Origin of the sequence: [Clostridium] innocuum, assembly GCA_012317185.1 — a bacterium.
GTDB classification, from domain to species: domain Bacteria; phylum Bacillota_I; class Bacilli_A; order Erysipelotrichales; family Erysipelotrichaceae; genus Clostridium_AQ; species Clostridium_AQ innocuum.
On record CP048838.1, the window covers coordinates 485836 to 509488 of the forward strand.

Annotated in this window: 16 protein-coding genes, 3 rRNA genes and 2 pseudogenes; 12 read left to right on the top strand and 9 right to left on the bottom strand. The window is 44.1% G+C overall.

Translation table 11 applies throughout. The features are described 5' to 3' along the window. The first annotated feature begins 11 nt into the window (after window positions 1-11). The 9 genes and pseudogenes from G4D54_02460 (at window position 12) to G4D54_02500 (ending at window position 14327) form a co-directional block, all read left to right on the top strand. Window positions 12-478, top strand: a pseudogene (locus G4D54_02460) (hypothetical protein). A gap of 55 nt (window positions 479-533) precedes the next feature. Further along, window positions 534-2015, top strand: a complete 1482-nt coding sequence (locus tag G4D54_02465) for a TIGR02677 family protein (protein ID QJA01361.1) — start codon at window positions 534-536, stop codon at window positions 2013-2015. After that, window positions 2012-3142 carry a TIGR02678 family protein gene (locus tag G4D54_02470; GenBank protein QJA01362.1) on the top strand — a complete coding sequence of 377 codons (1131 nt, stop codon included), beginning with the start codon at window positions 2012-2014 and terminating at the stop codon, window positions 3140-3142. The genes G4D54_02465 and G4D54_02470 overlap by 4 nt, the downstream gene beginning before the upstream one ends. Further along, window positions 3139-7174, top strand: a pseudogene (locus G4D54_02475) (TIGR02680 family protein). Before G4D54_02470 ends, G4D54_02475 begins: the two are co-directional and overlap by 4 nt. Continuing rightward, entirely contained in the window at window positions 7171-8454 is a 1284-nt protein-coding gene (locus G4D54_02480) for a DUF2399 domain-containing protein (GenBank protein QJA01363.1), read from the top strand. The pseudogene G4D54_02475 and the gene G4D54_02480 overlap by 4 nt, the downstream one beginning before the upstream one ends. Before the next feature lie 539 nt (window positions 8455-8993). Next, a 16S ribosomal RNA gene (locus tag G4D54_02485) occupies window positions 8994-10544 on the top strand. 222 nt (window positions 10545-10766) lie between these two features. Further along, window positions 10767-13675 (top strand): 23S ribosomal RNA (locus G4D54_02490). A 67-nt stretch (window positions 13676-13742) separates the two neighbouring features. Beyond that, window positions 13743-13856 (top strand): 5S ribosomal RNA (gene rrf, locus G4D54_02495). Together the 16S, 23S and 5S rRNA genes form the textbook arrangement of a ribosomal RNA operon. Before the next feature lie 285 nt (window positions 13857-14141). Beyond that, a complete protein-coding gene (locus G4D54_02500) occupies window positions 14142-14327 on the top strand; it encodes a hypothetical protein (GenBank protein ID QJA01364.1) in 186 nt (61 codons plus the stop codon). 688 nt (window positions 14328-15015) lie between these two features. Here G4D54_02500 and G4D54_02505 read toward each other — a convergent pair. The 8 genes from G4D54_02505 to G4D54_02540 form a co-directional block, all read right to left on the bottom strand. After that, entirely contained in the window at window positions 15016-17058 is a 2043-nt protein-coding gene (locus G4D54_02505; protein ID QJA01365.1) for an ABC transporter permease, read from the bottom strand. Next, complete coding sequence (locus G4D54_02510) at window positions 17048-17815, bottom strand: ABC transporter ATP-binding protein (protein ID QJA01366.1); 768 nt, start codon at window positions 17813-17815, stop codon at window positions 17048-17050. Before G4D54_02510 ends, G4D54_02505 begins: the two co-directional genes overlap by 11 nt. Beyond that, window positions 17812-18018, bottom strand: a complete 207-nt coding sequence (locus tag G4D54_02515) for a hypothetical protein (protein QJA01367.1) — start codon at window positions 18016-18018, stop codon at window positions 17812-17814. The genes G4D54_02510 and G4D54_02515 overlap by 4 nt, the downstream gene beginning before the upstream one ends. Window positions 18019-18182: 164 nt before the next feature. Beyond that, on the bottom strand, window positions 18183-19196 hold the full coding sequence (locus G4D54_02520) for a HAMP domain-containing histidine kinase (protein QJA01368.1): 1014 nt from the start codon (window positions 19194-19196) through the stop codon (window positions 18183-18185). Next, complete coding sequence (locus G4D54_02525; protein ID QJA01369.1) at window positions 19186-19860, bottom strand: response regulator transcription factor; 675 nt, start codon at window positions 19858-19860, stop codon at window positions 19186-19188. Before G4D54_02525 ends, G4D54_02520 begins: the two co-directional genes overlap by 11 nt. Before the next feature lie 81 nt (window positions 19861-19941). Continuing rightward, on the bottom strand, window positions 19942-20160 hold the full coding sequence (locus G4D54_02530; GenBank protein ID QJA01370.1) for a hypothetical protein: 219 nt from the start codon (window positions 20158-20160) through the stop codon (window positions 19942-19944). Window positions 20161-20204: 44 nt separating this feature from the next. Further along, the gene (locus G4D54_02535; GenBank protein QJA01371.1) at window positions 20205-20444 is read right to left on the bottom strand and encodes a hypothetical protein; all 240 of its coding nucleotides are present in this window, start codon (window positions 20442-20444) and stop codon (window positions 20205-20207) included. 196 nt (window positions 20445-20640) lie between these two features. Then, window positions 20641-21225, bottom strand: coding sequence for a helix-turn-helix domain-containing protein (locus G4D54_02540; GenBank protein QJA01372.1), 585 nt, complete (start codon window positions 21223-21225; stop codon window positions 20641-20643). Between the two features lie 146 nt (window positions 21226-21371). Between G4D54_02540 and G4D54_02545 the strand changes: the two genes are divergently transcribed. The 3 genes from G4D54_02545 to G4D54_02555 are packed head-to-tail and all read left to right on the top strand — an operon-like array spanning window position 21372 to window position 23325. Beyond that, entirely contained in the window at window positions 21372-22622 is a 1251-nt protein-coding gene (locus tag G4D54_02545) for a DNA polymerase IV (protein QJA01373.1), read from the top strand. Between the two features lie 8 nt (window positions 22623-22630). Continuing rightward, window positions 22631-22897, top strand: a complete 267-nt coding sequence (locus G4D54_02550) for a hypothetical protein (GenBank protein QJA01374.1) — start codon at window positions 22631-22633, stop codon at window positions 22895-22897. A gap of 50 nt (window positions 22898-22947) precedes the next feature. Continuing rightward, window positions 22948-23325 carry a VOC family protein gene (locus tag G4D54_02555; protein QJA01375.1) on the top strand — a complete coding sequence of 126 codons (378 nt, stop codon included), beginning with the start codon at window positions 22948-22950 and terminating at the stop codon, window positions 23323-23325. Window positions 23326-23423: 98 nt separating this feature from the next. Here G4D54_02555 and G4D54_02560 read toward each other — a convergent pair whose 3' ends face one another. After that, entirely contained in the window at window positions 23424-23600 is a 177-nt protein-coding gene (locus G4D54_02560; GenBank protein QJA01376.1) for a hypothetical protein, read from the bottom strand. Window positions 23601-23653: the final 53 nt, after the last annotated feature.

A 23653-nucleotide genomic window follows, 5' to 3' on the forward strand; every position in this document is an offset into this window, starting at 1 on the left:
GAGAGAACAATATGCAATTCAATCAAGGGAATCATAATCACAATGAGAATACAGAATATCATTATTATGGTGACTATGTACAGCGGGAAGAAACGCATGTTCATATGCATGGGGAGGCATGGACAAAGCAGGGCCGGGAATATATGATATTTCAGCACTACACGGCATACGAAAGCTCCTGTTTGTAATCGTATTTGCTGCAGCTAATTGTATCAGATTATGCAGCTTTGGTTTCTTTGCCATCCTGCATCTGGCAGCTGTGATAATACAGAAATTTGTGGCCTTGTATCTTGTTCTCATGGGGATTATGCTGATCAGCGGACTGATGGGGGATGCAATACCGTGGATTTCTGTCATTGTGCTCACAATCACACTGGGTATTCTCTATCTGCTTTGTAATGATACAGAAGCCTGGTATGGATACTTTGTACAACTTATCAACAGAATGCTGGATGCTCTGTATCGGCGACTTGTATAATTTGTAAAAGAATAGGAAATATATGGTAGAATGATAGAGAAAGACGGTGAGGGATATGGAACTATATGATAAGCTTTTAAAACCGATAACCGAGGTGAATTATCTCAGAGCCGAGAATGTGGACCGTTACCGCATTATCATTCGCTATTTTTATCAGGAGCATGAAAAAATACATTACTGGATGTTTAAAGAGGATATTTATGACATGATATCCGCATTACCAGGATATGAAGACTATACCATGGAGAACTGTCAGAATGATTTGCAGGCACTGTGCGACTGGGGGAACCTCGTTGCTACACAGGATACCTCCGTTCCCAATACCTTACAGGAATTTAAAAATAAGAAATTTCGCTATCAGCTAAGTGAATATACCGTTGTAATTGAACGAATGACAATAGAGCTGGAGCATCTTGCTGTGGAAGGGGCATCCTTGGAACCGACGCTGCTGGAGCGGATTCGTAAACAGATTCTGCAGCTGCTTGCTGTAAGGGATAAATCCCATATGGAGGTCGCTGACTGGTGGCGAAGTCTGAACGATGATTTCATTCGTTTGAATCAGAACTATCAGGATTACATAAAGACATTAAACAGTGCCAAAGCAGAACAAATGATGAAGTCAAGAGAATTTCTGGTATTCAAAGATAAGCTGATCACCTATCTTCAGACATTTGTAAAAAGCCTGCAGGAGCACGGTATGATCATCGAGGATTATTTGAGCGGTGTAAAGGATGAAGATATGGCGCTGATTTTCGATAAGGTCGCAGAATATGAACTATCGATTCCCCGCATCAATTCCCATATCACAAAGACTGCCGTACTGGAAAATTGTCAGGGACGGTGGCAGAGTCTTTTCAACTGGTTTGTCGGAGAAAATGATAACAATGAGGTAAACCGCCTGTTTGAAATTACCAATGAAATCATACGGAAAATTACACGGTATGCACTGCAGATCGGTGAGCTGCACAATCAGGGGGCAAACCGTAAGGAGGAATACCGGCGTATAGCGGAAATATTCGCAAAATGCAATTCTATGGATGAAGCGCATCGCTTAAGTGCACTGGTGTTTGGGGCAGATACCTGTATGCATTTGAAAAACATCGCACCAAGGGATACGGAAAGCATTCACAGCGGGGTGTATCAGGAAGCTTCTGCCTTCCTTGCACTGGAGCCGCGTACAAAGGTGGCAAGAAAAAAGCATGAGCGAAAGCCTGCGGTGGATTACGCGCTGGACCGGCGAATACAGCGTCTGGAGTATGAGGCACAGCGCGAGGCTGAACAGAAGAAGATAAAGGAATTGAGTAAAAATGGAGAAATCATCTTTTCTCAGCTACCCTTACTTGACAAGGCCACCAGAAAAGCCCTTCTTAGCTGGGTATCCAAGGCACTTGCTGCAAGTGAGCGGCGAGCCAAAACAGATCAGGGGCAGTATTATCACATAGAGAAAGAGCGCGAAGGGGATTGCGTGCTGCAATGTGAGGATGGAAATCTGATAATGCCATGCTTCAAAATCCTGTTTGATGAGGAATTATCATGAAAATTATAGAAGAACTGATGAATCATCGCTGGATTCTGAAAAGTCAGGATCCGCAGCTGTATTATGAAATAAAGGATAATGCGAAGGAATTGAAGAAGAAGCTGCAGGAGAAATTCGGCTATGCACTCATCATCAATCCATATCTTGTAAAGCTGGAAAAAATCCCAGGCAAAGCGGAAGGCTGGATGGGGATTACTGAATTTGAAACGCTGATGGAATACCAGATGTTCTGTTATCTGCTCATGCTTCTGGAAGACAAGGAAGCAGGGGAACGCTTTATCCTGAGTAATATCTGTGAATTTATTCAGGTGCAGTTTCCAAAAGGCGAGCTGGAATGGACAAGTCTGCGAGCAAGAAGACAGCTTGTGCGGGTACTGCAATATGCTCTTAAAATGGGGATGATCATTTCCCGTGAGGGTGATGAGGATTACTTTCTAAAGGATGAAACCAGTGATATATTATATGAAAACACCGGGGTATCACGCTATTTCATACGCAACATACCCAAAGATATTATGGATTTTCATGAACCGGAGGACTTTTTACAGAGTGAGTGGTTTGATATGGAAGAGGATCGCGGTATTGTCCGCCGGCAGCGTATTTATCGTAGACTCATGCTTTCCTGCGGTGTCTATCATACAGCAGGAGAGGATAAGGATGATGATTTCGGCTATATTCGTAATTACCGCAGAAATATAGAAAATGATTTTCAGAGTCTGTTTCCCTGTCAGCTGCATGTGCATTCCTCCAGCGCCTTTCTGGTTCTGGAAGAAGACTGCTCTATGGGGAAAGTCTTTCCAAAGACGCATGCCTATTATGATTTGCTGTTGATTGTCCATGACGATCTGCGCAAACGGGTAAAGACTTTCCGTCTTTCTCTGGATCAGCATGAGGGTATCACACTGCGGCTGGAAGAATATCTTGCCATCGTTCAGCGTCTGATCAAGAAAAACAATGCGTTACTGCCAAAGAAATATCAGATTGAAAATCGCAGAGTGGAAGACAGTGCAGTGGATGTATGCAATCTTGCACAGACCTTGGGCTTTGCACAGGTACAGCAGGAGAATATTTATATCTATCCGATTGCCGGAAAAATAACAGGAACATATGCGGAGGTAACAGAATGAGTGAACTAATTAGCAAATGGCACATGCACCGGCTGGGGCTGGTTGATTTCTGGTATTATGTAAACGAGGAATTTCCCTTTAAAGATGGTCACATGCTGCTCAGAGGAAGCAACGGTTCCGGTAAATCTGTCACAATGCAAAGCTTTATACCACTGCTGCTGGATGGAAATAAAAGCAGTGAGCGTCTGGATCCTTTTGGTACACGCTCCCGTAAAATAGAAAACTATCTATTGGAGGAGGGCGGTGAACGAACAGATCGCATCGGCTATCTGTATCTGGAATTTAAACGCTCGGACAGTGAGGTTTACAAAACCATAGGGATGGGTCTGCACGCGAAACAGGGGCGACCGCTTGTATCCTGGTATTTTGTAATTGAGGATAATCTGAGAATCAACAGGGATGTGCAGCTGCTGGATCATAACCTGGCAATTACAAAGCCGGTGTTGAAAAACCGTATCGGCGACACGCAGGTCATGGATTCGCAAAAAGAATATATGGACAGAGTGAATCAGGCACTGTTTGGCTTTGAAACCAGCGAGGAATATAAGGAAGCTATTACATTGCTGCTGCAGCTGCGCTCACCTAAGCTGAGCAATTCCTTGAAACCAACCATGATCAATGAAATCCTGAGTGAATCCTTGCAGCCGTTGAGCGAGGATGATCTTCGTCCAATGAGTGAAGCAATATCCAATATGGATAATATCAAGGATCAGCTGGATGCCTTAAAGCAAAGCTATGCTTCTGCAAAGGCGGTTTATCAGGTGTTTGAGCAGTACAGTCATGCCGTATTGTTTGAAAAATATCATATCTACCAGACTGTCAGGCAGACGGCCGTAAAACTACACGAAGCTTATCAAAAACATGAGGAGGAATTGCAGCAGCATCAACAGGAAACAAAACAGAAGCAGGAAAACCGTACGCAGCTTGCACAGGAACAGGGACTGTTAACAGAAGAAAAACTTTCTCTGGCAACAGACGATCTGCAGCGGCTGGTGGAGGATTGCACAAGACTGACTGCTGAGAAAGAAGATAATTTACAGAAGCTTCAGCATAAGGAAAACCAGGAAGAGGAAAAAAGTAATCGTCTTCAGGAACTTAGAGTACAGCATAAGACACAGAATGATCGATGTGAGCAAGCCTTATCTGAAATGAAGGATGCCTTTGCCCAGCTGGATGAACTGCAGGAGGAGCTGCTGCTGGAGGATCATCTCCTGTTAAAAGAGGAGCTCTTTGAGCACCCGGACACTCCATATGATTTTACATATATCGGAAAGTGACTGGATGCAAAGCTTCGCTTACTTGAGGAAGGACTGCAGCTGTTTAATTCGTATGATGTTGCAACGTCACACCACAAGCAGCTGGTGGAAGAATTAGAGCAGCAGAAGCAGACGAATGAGCAGCAGGAACAGCTGGTGGCACAGCTTGATGAGCAATATGATCGCATCGTGGAGGAGTATAAAGAAAGAATCAGTCAGTGGTCTGCAAACAATCGGCATCTAAAGCTGACGGATGAGGAATTCCATGAAATGATGCATCTTCTTATGCAGTATGAGGAACAGCCGGACTTTTATAAGCTGACGGATATCGTTCAGCAAAGCTATCAGACGCTATATAAGGAAATCATTCACCTGCAAATTGAGCAAAAGGATATAGCGGAAACCTGTAGGATGAATTTGGAACAGAAGAGCGCAGAGCTGCACATGTGGCAGACACAAAAGGATCCATCTCCTGCAATTGCTGGGGAACAGGAGCAGGCACGCCAGCTTCTGAAACAGCATCAGATTGAAAGCCGCAGCTTTTACACCCTTCTGGAATTTGATGAGCAGATGGATGAGGAACTGCGCGCATTGTGTGAAGAGGCATTGCTGCGTCTGGGAGTACTGGATGCACAGGTGGTACATGCGAGCTCCCGACCATGGATTGAAACCCTATCATCTGGAAGCGGGGATATGTATTTCTTTACACAGCGCAACGTAAGGGATTTACAACCGTATTATCTGAAGGGGGCAACTCCTGAGCAGCTTGCGGATGAAATCAATACCGTTCTGACATCCCTTCATATCACGTATGACGGTAAACTGCAGCTGCACGATGCCATGTTTCAAACCGGAATCGTACAGGGAAAGCTTTATCAATCTGTACCGGCAAGATACATCGGAGAAAATGCAAGACAGAAATACAGAGAACAAATGATTCTGCAGTTACAGAAAGCATGTGACATGCTGAAAAAGGAATATGATCAGGAAATGCAGAAACTCACGGATCTGGACAAACGATTGGAGCAGCTGGAACAGGAAGCATCCGCTTTTGTAAAAGAAGATGATCTGCATCTTGCCCTACAGCAGTTAAATGAGGGGCGAAGAATATTGCAGCACGATATTGCCTGCTATCATCAGATGGAGGAGCGTCTGCGTAGACATTTGGAAGCGATGCAGGTAATTGAAAAGCAGCTGCGGGAAACTGCAGGTAAATTATCGATTACGCTGCGCCGCAATGTATTTGAACAACAGAAGGATGGTTATAACAGCTACAGAAAACTGTTACAGCTGGTACAAACAAAACAGCCGATATTCATACAATCTCTCGACTTTGTGAAAAGCTGTGAAACGCAAATAGAAGATGCCTTTCGGGATGTTTCGGAATTCAAAGCAGAAATCGATACGTTAAGAGAACTGATAAAAAAACAAAACCTTCTTCTGCAGCAAAAGGAAAAACAGCTGAAGGATTTGGGGTATGAGGATAAACAGAAACGGTTACAGCAGATCGAAGAACGATTGCATAAGCTGCCGGATCTTATGCAGGAACTGGATACACGTTTGGGACAGCTGCAAAGTCTTGTAGCCGCAACGTCACAGGATCTGGAACGCACAAAGCAGGATATCGAACATCAGGATGCTCTGGTTTCAACGTATTTTGATGTTGTGAAAAACGAAGCTGCACTCGGATATACGAATATTCCTTTATGTGAAGATGGACAGCTGATCAAGGAAATACGGAATCTGGAAAAACAGACAGAAGTCCTAAAGAAACCGGAAGCATTGAAAATGGATCTTCAGACAGCTTATTACAATCATCGAAGCAATCTGCAGGAATACAATCTGACCTTCACAACGGATGATACATGGGAAGAACTCACAGATATCAGTGCCAGACTGGATATCAATGCGCGATATCAGGGAACCTCTCTTTCCTTTCCAGAACTGCTTGACTGTCTGCAACGTGATGTTGATTTACAGAACAATCTGCTTGTAGACTCGGACCGTCACCTGTTTGAGGATATCCTGGTGAATATTATCAGTAAAAAGGTACGTATCCGTATACAAAACAGCCGTGCGTGGGTGGATACCATGAACCGCTATATGAACGCAATGAATACCAGCAGCGGACTGCATCTGAATCTGCAGTGGAAGAGCAAAAAAGCGGAAAGTGAAGAAGAAATGGATACCAGACAGCTGGTGGAAATCCTGCAAAAGGATGTCAAAGTCGTAAAGGAAAGTGATTTAAAACGTCTGTCTTCCCACTTCCGGTCAAAAATTGCTGCCGCAAGAAATCTGCAAAATATTGAAAACAACACCTTAAGCTTTCATCAGCTGATGCGTCAGGTTATGGATTATCGAAAATGGTTTGAATTCAAAATCATGGCACAAAAAAACCGGAGAAGCTAAAAAAGAGCTTACGAACAATACCTTCTATGCTTTTAGCGGAGGTGAGAAAGCAATGGCGATGTACGTGCCTCTGTTCTCAGCCGTAGCCGCAAAATTTGAAAGTGCCAGAGAGGATGCGCCGTTGCTGATTGCCCTGGATGAGGCATTTGCAGGAGTGGATGAAAAGAACATATACAATATGTTCGATTTGATCAGCAAATTTAAATTTGACTATATTATGAATTCACAGGTTCTATGGGGAGACTACGCTTCCGTAAAAGGTCTTGCCATTTATGAACTGTTTCGTCCGGAAAACGCTCGTTTTGTAACTGTGATTCCATATGAATGGGATGGGCATATAAAACGCATGAAGGGAGATTTATCATGATAGAGGATGCATTTGCACAATATCTTTTACAGGATACCGGCTTTCGACGTGTGACTGATCTATGGATTCGTCAATATCAGAAGCTACAGCATTTTGGAGGAACAATATGTATCAAGGATCCTGAGGATGATGAGCGTGAGGCAATTGGGGGCTTACTCGGTAAGGATTACTGGGGAGTCCGTGACATTTCCATACCTTATTCTGTCTGGGAAAAGGCAATCGAGGACAGCCGGTTTGCCGGAAGTGATTTTCTTCGTGTACTCGAAATTTATAAGGGAGAAAGCATACTGACGAACAAAGAACAGAAAGAAATAAAGGCTCAAAAGGAACAGCAGGATATGCGATCTCTATCCAAACGCTATGCATGCACAAAAGCTGGAGAGTGGCTAAACTGGATGCAGGAAACAAATCATAAAAGCTATGGAAATATCCGTCAGCTGCTAAACAATAATAAGTGGCAGACAGTATGTTTTATATTGGACGCAATTAATCAGCTGCCTGTTTGGAAGCAGGAAATAGAAACTATGGCAGTATTCGCCTCCTCAGTGACCCAGGATCCACATTTCTTTGATAAAGGCATTGAGAATACGCTGCTGTTTCAGGGAATCTGTTACTTCCTTAATGTCGAGGAACAGGATATCAGTCTGGCAGAGAAGAACAAGCTGTATTATGAAGCCGGTTTATTAAAAGATGATTTATCAAACAGCTGTATGATTGCGCATCTGAATGCAGAAGGCAGAGATGGAAAAGTACATGAGGCATGGAAAGGATTCTTTGACCGCTATGAGGCATGGACAGTGTCTTTGTACAATCTGCAGCAAATCCATAACATATCTGACGCTATTAAAGCAGTTTATATTGTGGAGAATCCATCGGTATTCCGTTCTTTGTTTTTGGAGGGGAAAAGGCTGGGCAAGGAACAGATCGGCTTTGTATGCACAAATGGTCAGCTAAATCTGTGCGGCTATGTATTGCTGGATCTCATACAGAAAAGTAACATTCTCATGTATTATGCAGGGGACTTTGATCCTGAGGGAATTCTGATTGCGGATAAGCTAAAGCAGCGTTATAAAGATGATTTGCATTTATGGAAAAGTACAGTGGAGGAATATCATAGGATTATGTCAACCTCATCCATCAGTGAAAAGCGTCTCTTGTCATTGCAAAACTGCAGGAGTGAAGAATTACAGGCACTTTGCAGAGAACTTGAAAAGCACGCATACAGTGGTTATCAGGAGGCATTGCTATCCTTATATATTGAGGAAATAAAAAATTCTTAAAATAAATGTTCTATCTTGTTTTAAAGTATATTCAAAAAGGAGAATTCAAATAAAAAATGATTTCATTGTGTTGAGTTCTCCTTTTATGAATTACTACCATCGTGTATAAACGAAAGCAGTGAGCCTTTTTCTTATACCCCTCTATGTTTGATAATGAATAGAATGTGAAAATTGAGAATATCGTTTGAGAAATATATGGATTGCTGTATCTTTTATTTATTCAGGTTAAATAAGATATGTGTTGGAAAACATATGAACGTTGACTGTTTATTTATATGCCTTCCTTATATATGGAGGCAGCGAGCTTTTAGAGGTAATACATTGGTAAATAAAAATATTAAAAAAATGAAATTTATTGTTGACATAGTGTTTGATTCGTTGTATTATATACGAGCGCTGATGAGTACAGCGGCAAACGAAATAGAAATTTCGGTCTTTGAAAACTGAACAGGAAACGTCAATTATTTGAGAAAACAATATTCTCGGTATAACGATAACAAAAATGAAATTCAAACGCAAGTCATGCGTTAGAGCTAAATCAAATGGAGAGTTTGATCCTGGCTCAGGATGAACGCTGGCGGCATGCCTAATACATGCAAGTCGAACGAAGACTCTAGGAAGCTTGCTTCCAAAGAGACTTAGTGGCGAACGGGTGAGTAACACGTAGGTAACCTGCCCATGTGTCCGGGATAACTGCTGGAAACGGTAGCTAAAACCGGATAGGTATACAGAGCGCATGCTCAGTATATTAAAGCGCCCATCAAGGCGTGAACATGGATGGACCTGCGGCGCATTAGCTAGTTGGTGAGGTAACGGCCCACCAAGGCGATGATGCGTAGCCGGCCTGAGAGGGTAAACGGCCACATTGGGACTGAGACACGGCCCAAACTCCTACGGGAGGCAGCAGTAGGGAATTTTCGTCAATGGGGGAAACCCTGAACGAGCAATGCCGCGTGAGTGAAGAAGGTCTTCGGATCGTAAAGCTCTGTTGTAAGTGAAGAACGGCTCATAGAGGAAATGCTATGGGAGTGACGGTAGCTTACCAGAAAGCCACGGCTAACTACGTGCCAGCAGCCGCGGTAATACGTAGGTGGCAAGCGTTATCCGGAATCATTGGGCGTAAAGGGTGCGTAGGTGGCGTACTAAGTCTGTAGTAAAAGGCAATGGCTCAACCATTGTAAGCTATGGAAACTGGTATGCTGGAGTGCAGAAGAGGGCGATGGAATTCCATGTGTAGCGGTAAAATGCGTAGATATATGGAGGAACACCAGTGGCGAAGGCGGTCGCCTGGTCTGTAACTGACACTGAGGCACGAAAGCGTGGGGAGCAAATAGGATTAGATACCCTAGTAGTCCACGCCGTAAACGATGAGAACTAAGTGTTGGAGAAATTCAGTGCTGCAGTTAACGCAATAAGTTCTCCGCCTGGGGAGTATGCACGCAAGTGTGAAACTCAAAGGAATTGACGGGGGGCCCGCACAAGCGGTGGAGTATGTGGTTTAATTCGAAGCAACGCGAAGAACCTTACCAGGCCTTGACATGGAAACAAATACCCTAGAGATAGGGGGATAATTATGGATCACACAGGTGGTGCATGGTTGTCGTCAGCTCGTGTCGTGAGATGTTGGGTTAAGTCCCGCAACGAGCGCAACCCTTGTCGCATGTTACCAGCATCAAGTTGGGGACTCATGCGAGACTGCCGGTGACAAACCGGAGGAAGGTGGGGATGACGTCAAATCATCATGCCCCTTATGGCCTGGGCTACACACGTACTACAATGGCGACCACAAAGAGCAGCGACTTGGTGACAAGAAGCGAATCTCATAAAGGTCGTCTCAGTTCGGATTGAAGTTCTGCAACTCGACTTCATGAAGTCGGAATCGCTAGTAATCGCAGATCAGCATGCTGCGGTGAATACGTTCTCGGGCCTTGTACACACCGCCCGTCAAACCATGGGAGTCAGTAATACCCGAAGCCGGTGGCATAACCGTAAGGAGTGAGCCGTCGAAGGTAGGACCGATGACTGGGGTTAAGTCGTAACAAGGTATCCCTACGGGAACGTGGGGATGGATCACCTCCTTTCTAAGGAGAAAGTACAAAAGAAGAGTTATCGAACATTTCCTGTTCAGTTTTGGAAGACTGATCTTCCAAACGAAAAAGAAGTCGATCTTTGAAAACTGAATAACAGAAGACATATGAAGGTCTATAACGAAAGTTGTAAACGAACATAGATATTCACGAGTAGAAAGTTAAACAAAACAGAAAACTCAAGCAAAAACCTAAGCAAAGAAAAGAACGCTTTAGAACTTAATCGTGATTAAGTGAATAAGGGCGTACGGTGGATGCCTAGGCACTTGGAACTGAAGAAGGACGCAACAAACGGCGAAACGCGACGGGGAGTGGTACGTACACAAAGATCCGTCGATATCCGAATGGGGAAACCCGGCAGCAGTAATGAGCTGTCACCCATGAGTGAATACATAGCTCATGAGGGAGGTACCCGGAGAACTGAAACATCTAAGTATCCGGAGGAAAAGAAAATAAGAATGATTCCGTAAGTAGCGGCGAGCGAACGCGGAGGAGCCCAAACCAGATCTTGATCTGGGGTTGTAGGACCACGAGATGGCAAGAGCAAGGCTAAGAGAACGGCATTGAAAGGCCGACCGGAGAGGGTGCAAGTCCCGTAACTGAAAGTCTAGCGAAGCCTAGTGGTATCCTGAGTACGGCGAGACACGAGAAATCTTGTCGGAAGCAGGCGGGACCATCCGTCAAGGCTAAATATACCCAAGTGACCGATAGTGAACCAGTACCGTGAGGGAAAGGTGAAAAGAACCGCGGGAGCGGAGTGAAATAGAACCTGAAACCGTATGCTTACAAGAAGTCAGAGCCCGTTAAAGGGTGATGGCGTGCCTTTTGTAGAATGAACCGGCGAGTTACGTTATCGTGCGAGGTTAAGTAGAAGATACGGAGCCGAAGCGAAAGCGAGTCTTAATAGGGCGACAGTACGATGATGTAGACCCGAAACCGTGTGATCTAGCCATGACCAGGTTGAAGTTCAGGTGAAACTGAATGGAGGACCGAACCGACCCCCGTTGAAAAGTTGGCGGATGAGTTGTGGCTAGGGGAGAAATTCCAATCGAACACGGATATAGCTGGTTCTCCCCGAAATAGCTTTAGGGCTAGCGTCGAGGTAGAGTCGCATGGAGGTAGAGCACTGAATGTACGATGGCCCCATCCTGGGGTACTGAGTATAATCAAACTCCGAATGCCATGCAGACGTACTCGGCAGTCAGACTGTGGGTGATAAGGTCCATGGTCAAAAGGGAAACAGCCCAGACCGCCAGTTAAGGTCCCAAAATGTATGCTAAGTGGAAAAGGATGTGGGGATGCACAGACAACTAGGAGGTTGGCTCAGAAGCAGCCATCCTTCAAAGAGTGCGTAACAGCTCACTAGTCGAGTGACCCTGCGCCGAAAATGTACCGGGGCTAAGCATACTACCGAAGCTGCGGATTTGCAGTAATGCAAGTGGTAGGGGAGCGTTGCATGCACGTAGAAGCTGTACCGTAAGGAGCAGTGGAGAGCATGGAAGAGAGAATGCCGGTGTGAGTAGCGAGATGTAGGTGAGAATCCTACACACCGATAGCCCAAGGATTCCAGGGGAAGGTTCGTCCGCCCTGGGTAAGTCGGGACCTAACGCGAGGCCGAAAGGCGTAGTGGATGGAAAACAGGCAGATATTCCTGTACCCGCGATGGAAATGAAGGAATGACGGAGAAGGCTAGTGTGAGCCACTTAGTGGATTGTGGTCGAAGCATATAGCAGGCTGACAGTGAAATGCGTCAGCGGGATGTAAGATGTGATAGGTAAGGGAACGCCCTCGGGCAAGTACTGAAGCACATGATGCCAGCTTCCAAGAAAAGTTTCTAGTATTAATTCCATAGCGGCCCGTACCAAAACCGACACAGGTGGGCAAGGAGAGAATCCTGAGGTGAGCGAGAGAACTGTTGCCAAGGAACTCGGCAAAATGACTCCGTAAGTTAGCGATAAGGAGTGCTCTTGTAAAAGAGAGCCGCAGTGAAGAGGCCCAAGCGACTGTTTAACTAAAACACAGCTCTCTGCAAAGTCGCAAGACGAAGTATAGGGGGGTGACGCCTGCCCGGTGCTGGAAGGTTAAGAGGATTTGTCATCCGCAAGGAGAAGCAATGAATTGAAGCCCCAGTGAACGGCGGCCGTAACTATAACGGTCCTAAGGTAGCGAAATTCCTTGTCAGGTAAGTTCTGACCCGCACGAAAGGCGTAACGATTTGGGCGCTGTCTCGGCAGCAGACTCGGTGAAATCTTAGTACCTGTGAAAATGCAGGTTACCCGCAACTAGACGGAAAGACCCCATGGAGCTTTACTGTAGCCTGATATTGAATTTTGATCAAAGATGTACAGGATAGGTGGGAGGCTGTGAGACGTGTACGCCAGTATACGAGGAGCCGCTGTTGGGATACCACTCTTGTTTGATTGAAGTTCTAACCTGCATCCATGAACTGGGTGAGGGACCGTGTCAGGTGGGCAGTTTGACTGGGGCGGTCGCCTCCTAAAGAGTAACGGAGGCGCCCAAAGGTACGCTCAGATTGGATGGAAATCAATCGACGAGTGCAAATGCAGAAGCGTGCTTGACTGTGAGACAAACAAGTCGAACAGGGACGAAAGTCGGGATTAGTGATCCGGCGGTGCCGAATGGAAGGGCCGTCGCTCAACGGATAAAAGCTACCCTGGGGATAACAGGCTGATCTCGCCCAAGAGTTCACATCGACGGCGAGGTTTGGCACCTCGATGTCGGCTCATCGCATCCTGGAGCTGAATTCGGTTCCAAGGGTTGGGCTGTCCGCCCATTAAAGCGGTACGCGAGCTGGGTTCAGAACGTCGTGAGACAGTTCGGTCCCTATCTGTTGTGGGCGTTGGAGATCTGAGGAGAGCTGTCCTTAGTACGAGAGGACCGGGATGGACCTACCGCTGGTGCACCAGTTGTTCCGCCAGGAGCATAGCTGGGTAGCTAAGTAGGGAAGGGATAAGCGCTGAAAGCATCTAAGCGCGAAGCCTACTCCAAGATGAGATCTCCCATTCGTAAAACGAAGTAAGACCCCTTGAAGACGACGAGGTGGATAGGTCAGAGATGGAAGTGTAGCGATACATGGAGTTGACTGATACTAATAGGTCGAGGACTTAATCACACGTACCAGATGGTACAAAAAGAAACTGTCAACTGTTATTCAGTTTTGAGGGGTAGACCTCAAAGTGATCTGGTGGCGATAGCGATGTGGATACACCTGTTCTCATCCCGAACACAGAAGTTAAGCATATCAGCGGCGACAATATCTGGACTGGCTCCAGTGAAGATAGCACGCTGCCAGGTAATCTGACTCATCTTACGATGGGTCTTTTTTTGTTTGGAATTTCTTTGTTGCTATAAGCGTCAGGTATCAGGAATGCATAGCATACCAGTAATGATAATTCATGATGTAAAATCAGATGACTGATAAGAAAAAAACACACGCTACCTGAAGCAAAAAGGAAGTGCAAAATTATGCATGATAAAAGGTGATGAAAAAGAATAAAACTGGGAGGTTGTCATAAAACGGTTTAGTATTGCCAGCCAAGGATATCTGTAAATGAATTCTGCAGTAAGCATAACGTAACAGTGACAGAGCTCCAGTCTCATTATAAACAGGATAAGCCTGCAGGAGTTGGAGAAATCGTAGAAGTCAAACCATACAGGAAGATGAAAGGAAGCATTCTTCTTCTTGATACCAACGGTGTTCGTAACAAGGGCACTCCGGTTCCGGATAAGCAGTTCCTTAAGGAAATCAACGCAATGCTGCTCTAATATTGGTAAGCGGTTTGAACTCAGCGCAGATAAAAGAAATGGAAGCAGTTATCTTAATCGGATTCCTTCCTATAATGGTTGATGGATACCGCTGTGAAGCGAAGAGGAAATAAAGCCTGAACTCACAGAATTTACTTCTTCTTTCTTAGTCTTTTACAAGGACGATCCAATGCGTGTAGGAAGTGCTTCATCATATGGTATCTGTCTTTATCATGTTATACGATTTCTGTAAATCGCATATACACAACTGACAAAATATTGTAGTTCGCATATTTAATAATTTATAAATTCAGTATACAGTAGTCGTTCTTCTCATCTTATTTTTTAATTATTTTCAGTAGAAGCTTTAATGGTTTATGCTTTTGATTCTTCAATTAACTTGGTACTCACTTAAATGTTACCGAAGGGATAACAGCTCTAATGGCTCCAATACAAAGGCAATGACAAGCATGACTCTTGTATATGTGAAATATAATGAGATACCATGTATATCTATACCGCATATATACTCAGAATGGACTGTTTCTGTGCTAAATCGAAAGCCCTGCTGATTGCAAGCTGCGTGCTGTGAAATGTGGCAGAGTGTATGAAGAAGCGTTCTGGATATTACAGTTTGCAGATTTTCTGCTGTTTAATGGAGATTGAGGTTGTAAATAAAAAGCTCTGTTTTTTATGCAGAGCTTTCATTTTAGGATTTCAATATGTTTTTATACCCGGCATACGTTACCAGGAAATATGAGCCATAAATGACCAGGATGATAGCAGCTGTGAAGAAGGATGACATCATAATATCTCCCCGGCCGAACATTGTCACCAGTGTGTTTACCATCTTGATTCCTACAACACTATGCACAACGGCAAGTGCCAGCGGCATCATAAAGTAAATGGCGATCTGTAATAATATAGAGCGATTGATCATACGCTGCTCCGTTCCGATTTTATTCAAAATCAGATAGCGCTTTTTATTATCATTGGCCTGAGACAGCTGCTGCAATGCAAGAATTACTGCACTGGCAATCATAAAGACGGTTCCCAGATAAATTCCAATGTACGTAAAGGTTACAGCCATTCCCTTATTCATATCATAAACATCCTGCTTGGTGGCACGCATAAAGGAAGGGAATACATCTTCATTAGGTGACTCTTCATATAGCTTGTCACGCTGCTGATCAAAATATTTATCAAACTTTTCACAGCTTGTTTTACTTGAAAGATCAATATTCCAGTAGATCTCATTGATTTCCGCATTGCTAGGTATGGCGGCATCTGGTACAACCATGGCAAGCATATAACCATTCATGCTGCTGTTTGTTCCTAGAGAAATCGTCTCATAGGAATCGTTGGCAACACGAACTTTATTATGAAATACAGTAACCTCAGGCTTGGCATCCAGAATATCATTTACCGCGGGAGAAAGTGTTTCAACAGAAGTATAGAGATATATTTCATTATTCTTGAGCTTGACTGGTTCGTATCCAAGTCGTTTTCTAACTGTGTTATATGAGGACAACGGTATAGCAATAACAGACTCCTTTCCATTATCCTCTATCAACTGGCGGCCTGTCTTATCTGATATATGAGCCATCAGGTTTTTATCACTAACCTTTAACTCAGAAGTGTAGGTAGTCAGGATGCTTTGTGATTTTATATAGGAAGGATCAATCTGTAAGCGCGGTATTACATCCGGTAGAAGAAGGTCTCCATCGTTCTTTTTTGTACCATTTGGATAATACCCATATTCCGCGATGATTGTATAATCATATGGAGTATTATTTTTAATGGATTTATTCATAGTGTTATTCAAGCTTAACCCGGTGGATAAGGCACCGATACTTAAAAGCAGCATAATACACACAATGCTCATAGAGATGAAGTTCGTATTGATGTTGGAATTGATCTGACGCAGTATAAAGCAATTCAGATTTTTGAAGTAAATTCCCTTGCTTGATTTTACGACTGTAAGCAGGAAGCCGGCAAGCGAAAGGAAGAAAAGTACAGTACCGATACTTCCAACCAGTATGATGGTGCCAAGGGAATTGAACGCCATGATGCCGTTATCAAGAGCCTGATAGTAAGCCCAGCTCAGACATCCGATGGAGATTGCAAATAGAAGCAGAGACATCCAGACCTTCTTTATTTTTAAATCATCATTTCTTCGATCGGCATTCAGCAGGTCAATCAGCTTATAGCGGTTCAATACCATGGTATTGAATATCATCGTGATAAAGAAGATCATAGAGAAGGAGAATACGGTCATGATCGTTGCCGAAGGGGAGAACACGAAGTGATAATCAAGAGGCACAGCAAACAAATTTGCCGTTACGGCAGTCAGAACCTGTGAGACGATCAGTCCCAAGATCATTCCGGATATAAGAGAGATGATGCCGATGGTCAATGTTTCGTATACCAGTACTCTGGAAATTTTCCCTCTCGGCATACCCAGCATCGTATATAGACCGAGCTCTTTTTTTCGTCTTCGAATCAGAAAGTTATTTGCATACAAAATTAAAAATGCGAGAACAACTGCCACAAAGATTGAAACCAATCGCATGAGCAGTGTCAGCTGCTCCACAATCATAAGCTGTGAATCATTCAGCTTCATAACCGCTTGTTGGGATTGAAAGGAATTGAATGTATAGAATAGACATACGGAGAAGGTCAGGGTCAGGAAGTAGACAAGGAAGTCCTTAAAACTCTTCTTGACATTGCGCAGGGCCAGTTTAAAGTACATTGCTCGTGTCACCTCCCAGCAGGGTCACAACCTCCATGATCTGGTTGAAGAAATCCTTACGGGAGCTTTCACCACGTACAATCTCATTGAATATTTTTCCATCCTTTATAAACAGAATACGGTGCGCATAGGACGCGGTGAAGGCATCGTGTGTTACCATCATAATCGTTGCATTGTATTCGATATTCAAGCGCTCCATGGAATCCAGCAGCATGCGGCTTGACTTGGAATCCAGTGCGCCGGTTGGCTCATCCGCCAGAATCAGACTCGGATTTGTAATCAATGCTCTCGCTGACGCCACACGCTGTTTCTGACCGCCGGACATCTGATACGGATACTTCTGCAGTACATCCGTTATGTCCAGTTTTTTTGCGACACTTTCAATATGTTTTCCAATCTGTGACGGCTTTACCTTCTGAATCGTAAGAGCTAGTGTAATATTTTCATAGGCAGTCAAAGTATCCAGCAGGTTGAAATCCTGGAATATGAAGCCCAGCTCTTTCCGGCGGAAGCTGCTCAAATCATTTTTCTTCAGCTTTGTAATATCCTTGCCATTGATATAAATGTGACCGCTGGTGACATTGTCAATGGTGGAAATGCAATTCAGCAGGGTTGTCTTACCGGAACCGCTGGGTCCCATAACACCGATGAATTCACCTTCATCTACAGAAAAGCTGATATTGTCAACAGCCTTTGTGATATTGCTTCGGTTTCCGTAATACTTTTCAATATTTTCTACAGTTAATATGGTTTTCATAAAATTCCTCCTCTGTTTGTTTTATCTTTCATACGTTCACTGATATTGGACAGCTTCAGCAGCAGAACGCTTACCAGAAACAGAATCAGCATACAGCTGTATATTCCTTCACTGAGAAAGGTGGGAAAGAGTAGATTGATGACAAGCAGAATCCCCATCATCACAATTCCGATTTCAAATGCATAGGCCCATATCCGTTTCATGGGATCACCTCCTGTATACCTGTATTGTACAGGAGCTGTGGTATATGCGCCATGGATAACGATTACATTATGCTTACAAACTTGTAAGCTTCTTCGTAAGAAAAGCAGGGAGGATTCCCTGCTCAACAGCATCAACAACAATAAGAGCAATGCATACAGTCTTTTTATTTCAGAAGCATAAGCTTGGAAATCGGGAAATCAAGGATAATTGTCGTTCCCTGTCCCTGTACACTTTCCGCACGAATTCCCAGATACAGCTTATTACAAAGTGTTTTGCATAAATACAGGCCCATGCCAGTCGCTTTTTCATTCAATCTGCCATTGGTTCCCGTGAAGCCCTTTTCAAAGATTCTGCCCAGCTCGCTGGAGGATATACCGCTTCCGTTGTCCTGAATATGAAGAGAAATCATATTATCAGTGGATGTGGTCCATATATGAATGGTTCCAACTTCCTTCGGCGTATATTTCAGGGCATTGGAAATAATCTGGTCGAGGATGAATTCCAGCCATTTGCTGTCACTGTAAACGGACAACTCCAGATCATCCAGCTGAATTTTTATTTTCTGATAAATAAAGCTCTTGGAATGCTTGCGAATGACCTTTGATACGCATTCCTGCAGGGAAAGCTCCTTGATAATATAATCCTTTTCAGGATTCGTACTGCGCGCATAAAAGAGTGCCTGTTCCACAAAGCCCTCAACCTTTTCAATTTCCTCCTGCAGACTCAGTGTCACTTCACTGGGATTGTTGGAGATAATCAGCTTGCTGGCAGCGAGCGGTGTTTTGATTTCATGAACCCACATTTCAATATAATCCTTGTACTCATTCTGTGATATCCGATAGCGGTTCACATTATCTGCCATGGATTTATCCACAATGCGCAGGGTTTCATATAGAATTTTGCCGTCCATAAACAGCGGCTCATCAATGATTTCTGTCAACAGGTATTTCTGATCCAGGCCGTCCAATGTCTGTTCCAGGCGGTGATAATAGGTGGAACGCCGCAGATATTCAATGATCAGACAGGCAAGCACCATCCCCCATTGCAGCAGAGAGATGATGAGAATGACCTGTCCGTTAACCTGAATGGCATATAGAAACAGAATCGTGATAATACTTGTCAGAAAGGAAATCATAATCAGATACAGCTTTTCCCGAATAAATTCATTAGTCCTCATATATGATGTATCCCATACCGCGCTTTGTCTGAATCAGATCATCCAGCCGCAGATACTCCAGCTTTTTACGCAGCCGGTTGATATTGACGGTCAGGGTATTGTCATCGACAAACAGATCACAGTCCCACATATGCTGCATCAGCTCGTTGCGGGAAACGATCTTGTTTTTATTTTGAAACAGACAATGCATGATCCGTAATTCGTTCTTGGTCAGATCAATGCTGTTTCCCTTCCAGGTTAATGTACTTTTCGATATATCCAGTGCAATATCATGAATGGTCAGTATATTGCTGCTGGCATGCTCATAGGTGCGTTGCAGCACCCGGGCGATGCGGGCAAGCAGAATCTGCAGATTGTAGGGCTTGGTCACAAAGTCATCAGCTCCCAGGTTCATACTGATCAGCTCATCCATATCGGAATCTCTGCTTGTCACAATAATAATAGGCATATCACTGCTTTTGCGCACCTCCCGACAGATAAAATGACCATCCACAACTGGAAGATTCAAATCCAGTAAAAGCAGATCCGGCTGCTCCTTATGAATGATATCCAGGGTATGCTCAAAATCATCCGGCCCCAAAGCTTCATAGCCGTTTTTACCAAGAAAATCACAAAGCTCGTTTCTAATTTTTTCGTTATCTTCAATAATCATAATACGATACATGATTGTTCACCTCTTCTGTATTCTTCTTATAGCTTACCATAAGCGAAAGAAAAAAGAAATCCGCTTGCTGCGAATTTCTTGTCAGGATACATGCTCCAGAACCTGCAGATTCACTTCCAGAATTTCATAGGACTGGGTTGAGAGATGATTGAGCAGCAGCTCCACTCTGGCCATTTCCTTGGTGCGGAACAGTGCCGGCAGCATATCATCCATCTGAATGCGCAGGGAGCTTCCTGCACCTGCCTGTGCATTGATACCGTGAAACCATCGGTTTGTTTTTTTACTGCGAATAGCGTACATGACGATGACCTCCTGTAGCTAGAGGATTGCCATTTTCTGTATGTTTATACACGATGAGAGAAGGAATTGATTATTTTTCGAATAGCATCAATAGCAGAGGAACTGCATTCCTGTCCGGTGATATATTCACAAAGATACCGCCATTGCTGTATGGTAAATGCATCATCGTCAATTTCGTTAAGAAAAGCAAGACATTCTTTCAGATAGATTGGATTTCGTATATCGGATATATAATTCAAATTACAATGTAGCTGTATATATTCCAGCATTTCATCTGTTTTCAATCCAATTCCTCCTTCTGTGTTAAAATCTATACTATATGAGATGGATGCTTTTGCCCTGAAAACATCCATTTTTTTTATTTTATCAGGTAAAAATTAACCAAATGTGCAAGAAATGTATATATACATAAAAGTATGATATTATATACAAACCTACTCCACTAGTATGACATAATTTCCAAATTTTTACAATGATTTTTTAGAACCGTATCTTCGAATGCAGGACTTTACCTATGATCTTAAGTTGTCCTTCTTCGATTTCCTCCTGTGTGAAAACCCTTGGTTCTACTACCGGATTTGTTGCCATTAAAATAACAGTATGCTCCTTTTTTAATATTTTCTTGATAGTTACTTCGCTGTGATTCAACAAAACAACTGCTATGTCTCCGTTTTCCACATCACTGCAGCTTTTTACATACACCAGGTCACCGTCATAAATACGGGAGCCAGTCATGGAATCTCCCTGTACACGAAGATAATAATCTCCCTGTGCGGCTTCTCTTGCGCTCACCTCTTCATATCCCAGCAGATTCTCATTCGCAAACAGATCATAGCCGGCCTTCACATAGCCAAGAATCGGTTTAACATGTCCCTGCAGACATGCCGGTACATCAATTCCAAACAGCTCGGAAAGTCTGTCTAACCGGGCTTGTGGAACATTGCTGGATTCTCCGGACTCCCAGCGCTTCACAGTTGATTTTGATACACCGACAAAATCCCCGACACTTTCCAGACTGAGGCTGTCCCGATGCCGATAGTAGGTTAATAGCTCACTTAATTTCATGAAGATGTCCTCCCGTATATAGTATAACATAAAAATCCAAAATTTATATGAAAACGGTATTTATTAGCTGCCAATTTCTGGTAACGTTCCATTATTTATTGAAAAACGGAACAAAATGCATATAATAGTTTTGTGAGGTGAGTCCTATGCAGAAGAAAGACCGTATTATTGTACACAGTGACATCAATCACTGCTATGCGCAGATTGAGGAAATGAAATATCCCGGGCTGCGGGATGTCCCGATGGCAGTCGGCGGAAACGAAGAAGAACGCCATGGAATTATCTTGGCAAAGAATGATAAGGCCAAGGCGTTTCACATTAGAACCGGGGAATCTCTGCGGGAAGCACTGGCAAAGTGTCCGCAGCTGCGTATTTTGAAGCCGGATTATGAGGAGTATATGTATTATACAGAAAGGGTTAAGGATATTTATCGCGAATATACGGATAAGGTGGAGTCCTTCGGATTGGATGAGGCCTGGATAGATTTGAGTGAATCAACCGCATTGTTTGGCAGCGGGATGAGCATTGCGAGAAAAATTCAGAACCGTGTTGAGCATGAGCTGGGAATGACGGTATCCATGGGCGTCAGCTATAATAAGATTTTTGCGAAGATCGGATCTGATATGGACAAACACAAAGGCCTGGTGGAGATTACAAGAGAAAATTATCGTGAGAGAATCTGGCCCCTGCCGGTACAGGATTTGTTTTACGTGGGAAGAGCGACGAAGCATAAGCTGGCACACTATTCCATTGAAACAATCGGACAGCTGGCACAGCTTCCTCAGGGATGGATGAAGGATCGCTTTGGAAAGGTGGGAGAGCTGATCTGGTGGTTTGCGAACGGAGAGGATGTATCCGAGGTTGCTCTATCCTCGCATCAGGAACCGGTGAAATCAGTGGGAAATGCTATTACTGCACCTAAGGATATCAAGAGCTTTGAGGATGCGAAAATCGTGTATTATGTACTTGCGGAATCCGTTGCCTCCCGTCTTCGGGAGCAGGGACTTCGGGGCAATGTGATTTCGGTTACGCTGCGAAGCACAGAGCTCACGTGGTTTAGCAGGCAGAGAAAGCTGGCACAGGCAACCAATATCGCTTCTGAAATCATGCCGGTGGTACTGTCTTTACTGGAAGAAAACTATGATTTTTCCATACCGCTTCGCACGATAGGGGTAACGCTTGGCGGAATTGAAAAGGATAGCGGGATGACACAGCTGAATCTGTTTGTCAGTGAGGAGGAGCGGCACCGGCAGCGGATGCTGGAGGAAACAATGGATGCCATACGGGATCGCTTCGGGTTTTCTAAAATACAGCGCTGCTCTCTGCTGAAGGACAGACATCTCACGGATTTCAATCCCAAAGAGGATCATGTCGTGCATCCGGTCGGTTTCTTTTGAGGTAGCCTATGCAGAAGCTGCATGAGCCAAGACAGCGCCTGTATAAGAAATATGTGGATGTGCTGACTGTTATGGGAAAGAATGAAGTATTGAAGCCGGTTGCAGTGCTTTGGGACAACGGAATAAAGTATGAAATTGACAGGGTGCTGCAAATTCGCAATAAAGCCTCCTCAGTAGGTGGCTGCGGTCTTTGCTATGAATGTGTGATTCAGGGACAGAAGCGGGATTTGTATTTTGAACGCACCCGCTGGTTTCTGGAGAGTACAAAGCCATAGACCGTATGGAGAAAAAGAAGTGTGTGCATACTAACAGCGGAGGGATAACCATGATTTCCAATATAGCAAAAATAACCGTGTATGTAAAAAACAGTGCAGAAGCAAAAAAGTTTTGGACAGAGAATATGGGCTTTGTCATCCGTGAGGAACAGCTGATGGGACCCGGCATGACATGGCTGGAAACAGCACCGGATTATCATGCACAGACAACGATTGTCCTGTTTGAACGCTCCCGTATGGAAAAAGCCAATCCGCAGGTATCTACAGCACATCCGTCTGTTATGTTTACCTGTGCGGACATTGAAGAGGAGCATCGCCGTTTACTAAGCAACGGTGTCATTGTGGATGACATTCAGAAGTACCCCTACGGAAGGATGTTCAGCTTTTATGACCAGGATCACCAGGTGTATCTGCTAAGAGAAGCATAAGGGACAGGCGAGGGCCTGCCCTTTTTAAACAACACAGATCATGCGCTATACAAAACAGCTTCCTTACAACTCATGCGCGCGTTCATAAGCAAAGTTAATCAGCACCGTGGATTCTGATTGCGGCTCAGCAGGAATATAACGACTGCCACCAGCAGAATACTGCCGATTCCCAAAATCGGAAACAGTACGATGCCGCCGATAATTGAAACACTGATGATGCTGACAGAAAGAATTACCGAGGATGTTCGCGGACTGGAACGGACACGTTTTGCCATGCTTTGACACCTCCTTCCACTTTACTATATGATTTCCTTTGTTTTCCTGTCTG

Coding starts and splice junctions, on each gene's coding strand:
- G4D54_02560 (QJA01376.1), bottom strand. CDS start 23,600: ATGGCAAAACGTGTCCGTTCCAGTCCGCGAACATCCTCGGTAATTCTT.
- G4D54_02550 (QJA01374.1), top strand. CDS start 22,631: ATGCAGAAGCTGCATGAGCCAAGACAGCGCCTGTATAAGAAATATGTG.
- G4D54_02525 (QJA01369.1), bottom strand. CDS start 19,860: ATGTATCGTATTATGATTATTGAAGATAACGAAAAAATTAGAAACGAG.
- G4D54_02530 (QJA01370.1), bottom strand. CDS start 20,160: ATGTACGCTATTCGCAGTAAAAAAACAAACCGATGGTTTCACGGTATC.
- G4D54_02520 (QJA01368.1), bottom strand. CDS start 19,196: ATGAGGACTAATGAATTTATTCGGGAAAAGCTGTATCTGATTATGATT.
- G4D54_02505 (QJA01365.1), bottom strand. CDS start 17,058: ATGTACTTTAAACTGGCCCTGCGCAATGTCAAGAAGAGTTTTAAGGAC.
- G4D54_02515 (QJA01367.1), bottom strand. CDS start 18,018: ATGAAACGGATATGGGCCTATGCATTTGAAATCGGAATTGTGATGATG.
- G4D54_02465 (QJA01361.1), top strand. CDS start 534: ATGGAACTATATGATAAGCTTTTAAAACCGATAACCGAGGTGAATTAT.
- G4D54_02555 (QJA01375.1), top strand. CDS start 22,948: ATGATTTCCAATATAGCAAAAATAACCGTGTATGTAAAAAACAGTGCA.
- G4D54_02470 (QJA01362.1), top strand. CDS start 2,012: ATGAAAATTATAGAAGAACTGATGAATCATCGCTGGATTCTGAAAAGT.
- G4D54_02540 (QJA01372.1), bottom strand. CDS start 21,225: ATGAAATTAAGTGAGCTATTAACCTACTATCGGCATCGGGACAGCCTC.
- G4D54_02510 (QJA01366.1), bottom strand. CDS start 17,815: ATGAAAACCATATTAACTGTAGAAAATATTGAAAAGTATTACGGAAAC.
- G4D54_02480 (QJA01363.1), top strand. CDS start 7,171: ATGATAGAGGATGCATTTGCACAATATCTTTTACAGGATACCGGCTTT.
- G4D54_02545 (QJA01373.1), top strand. CDS start 21,372: ATGCAGAAGAAAGACCGTATTATTGTACACAGTGACATCAATCACTGC.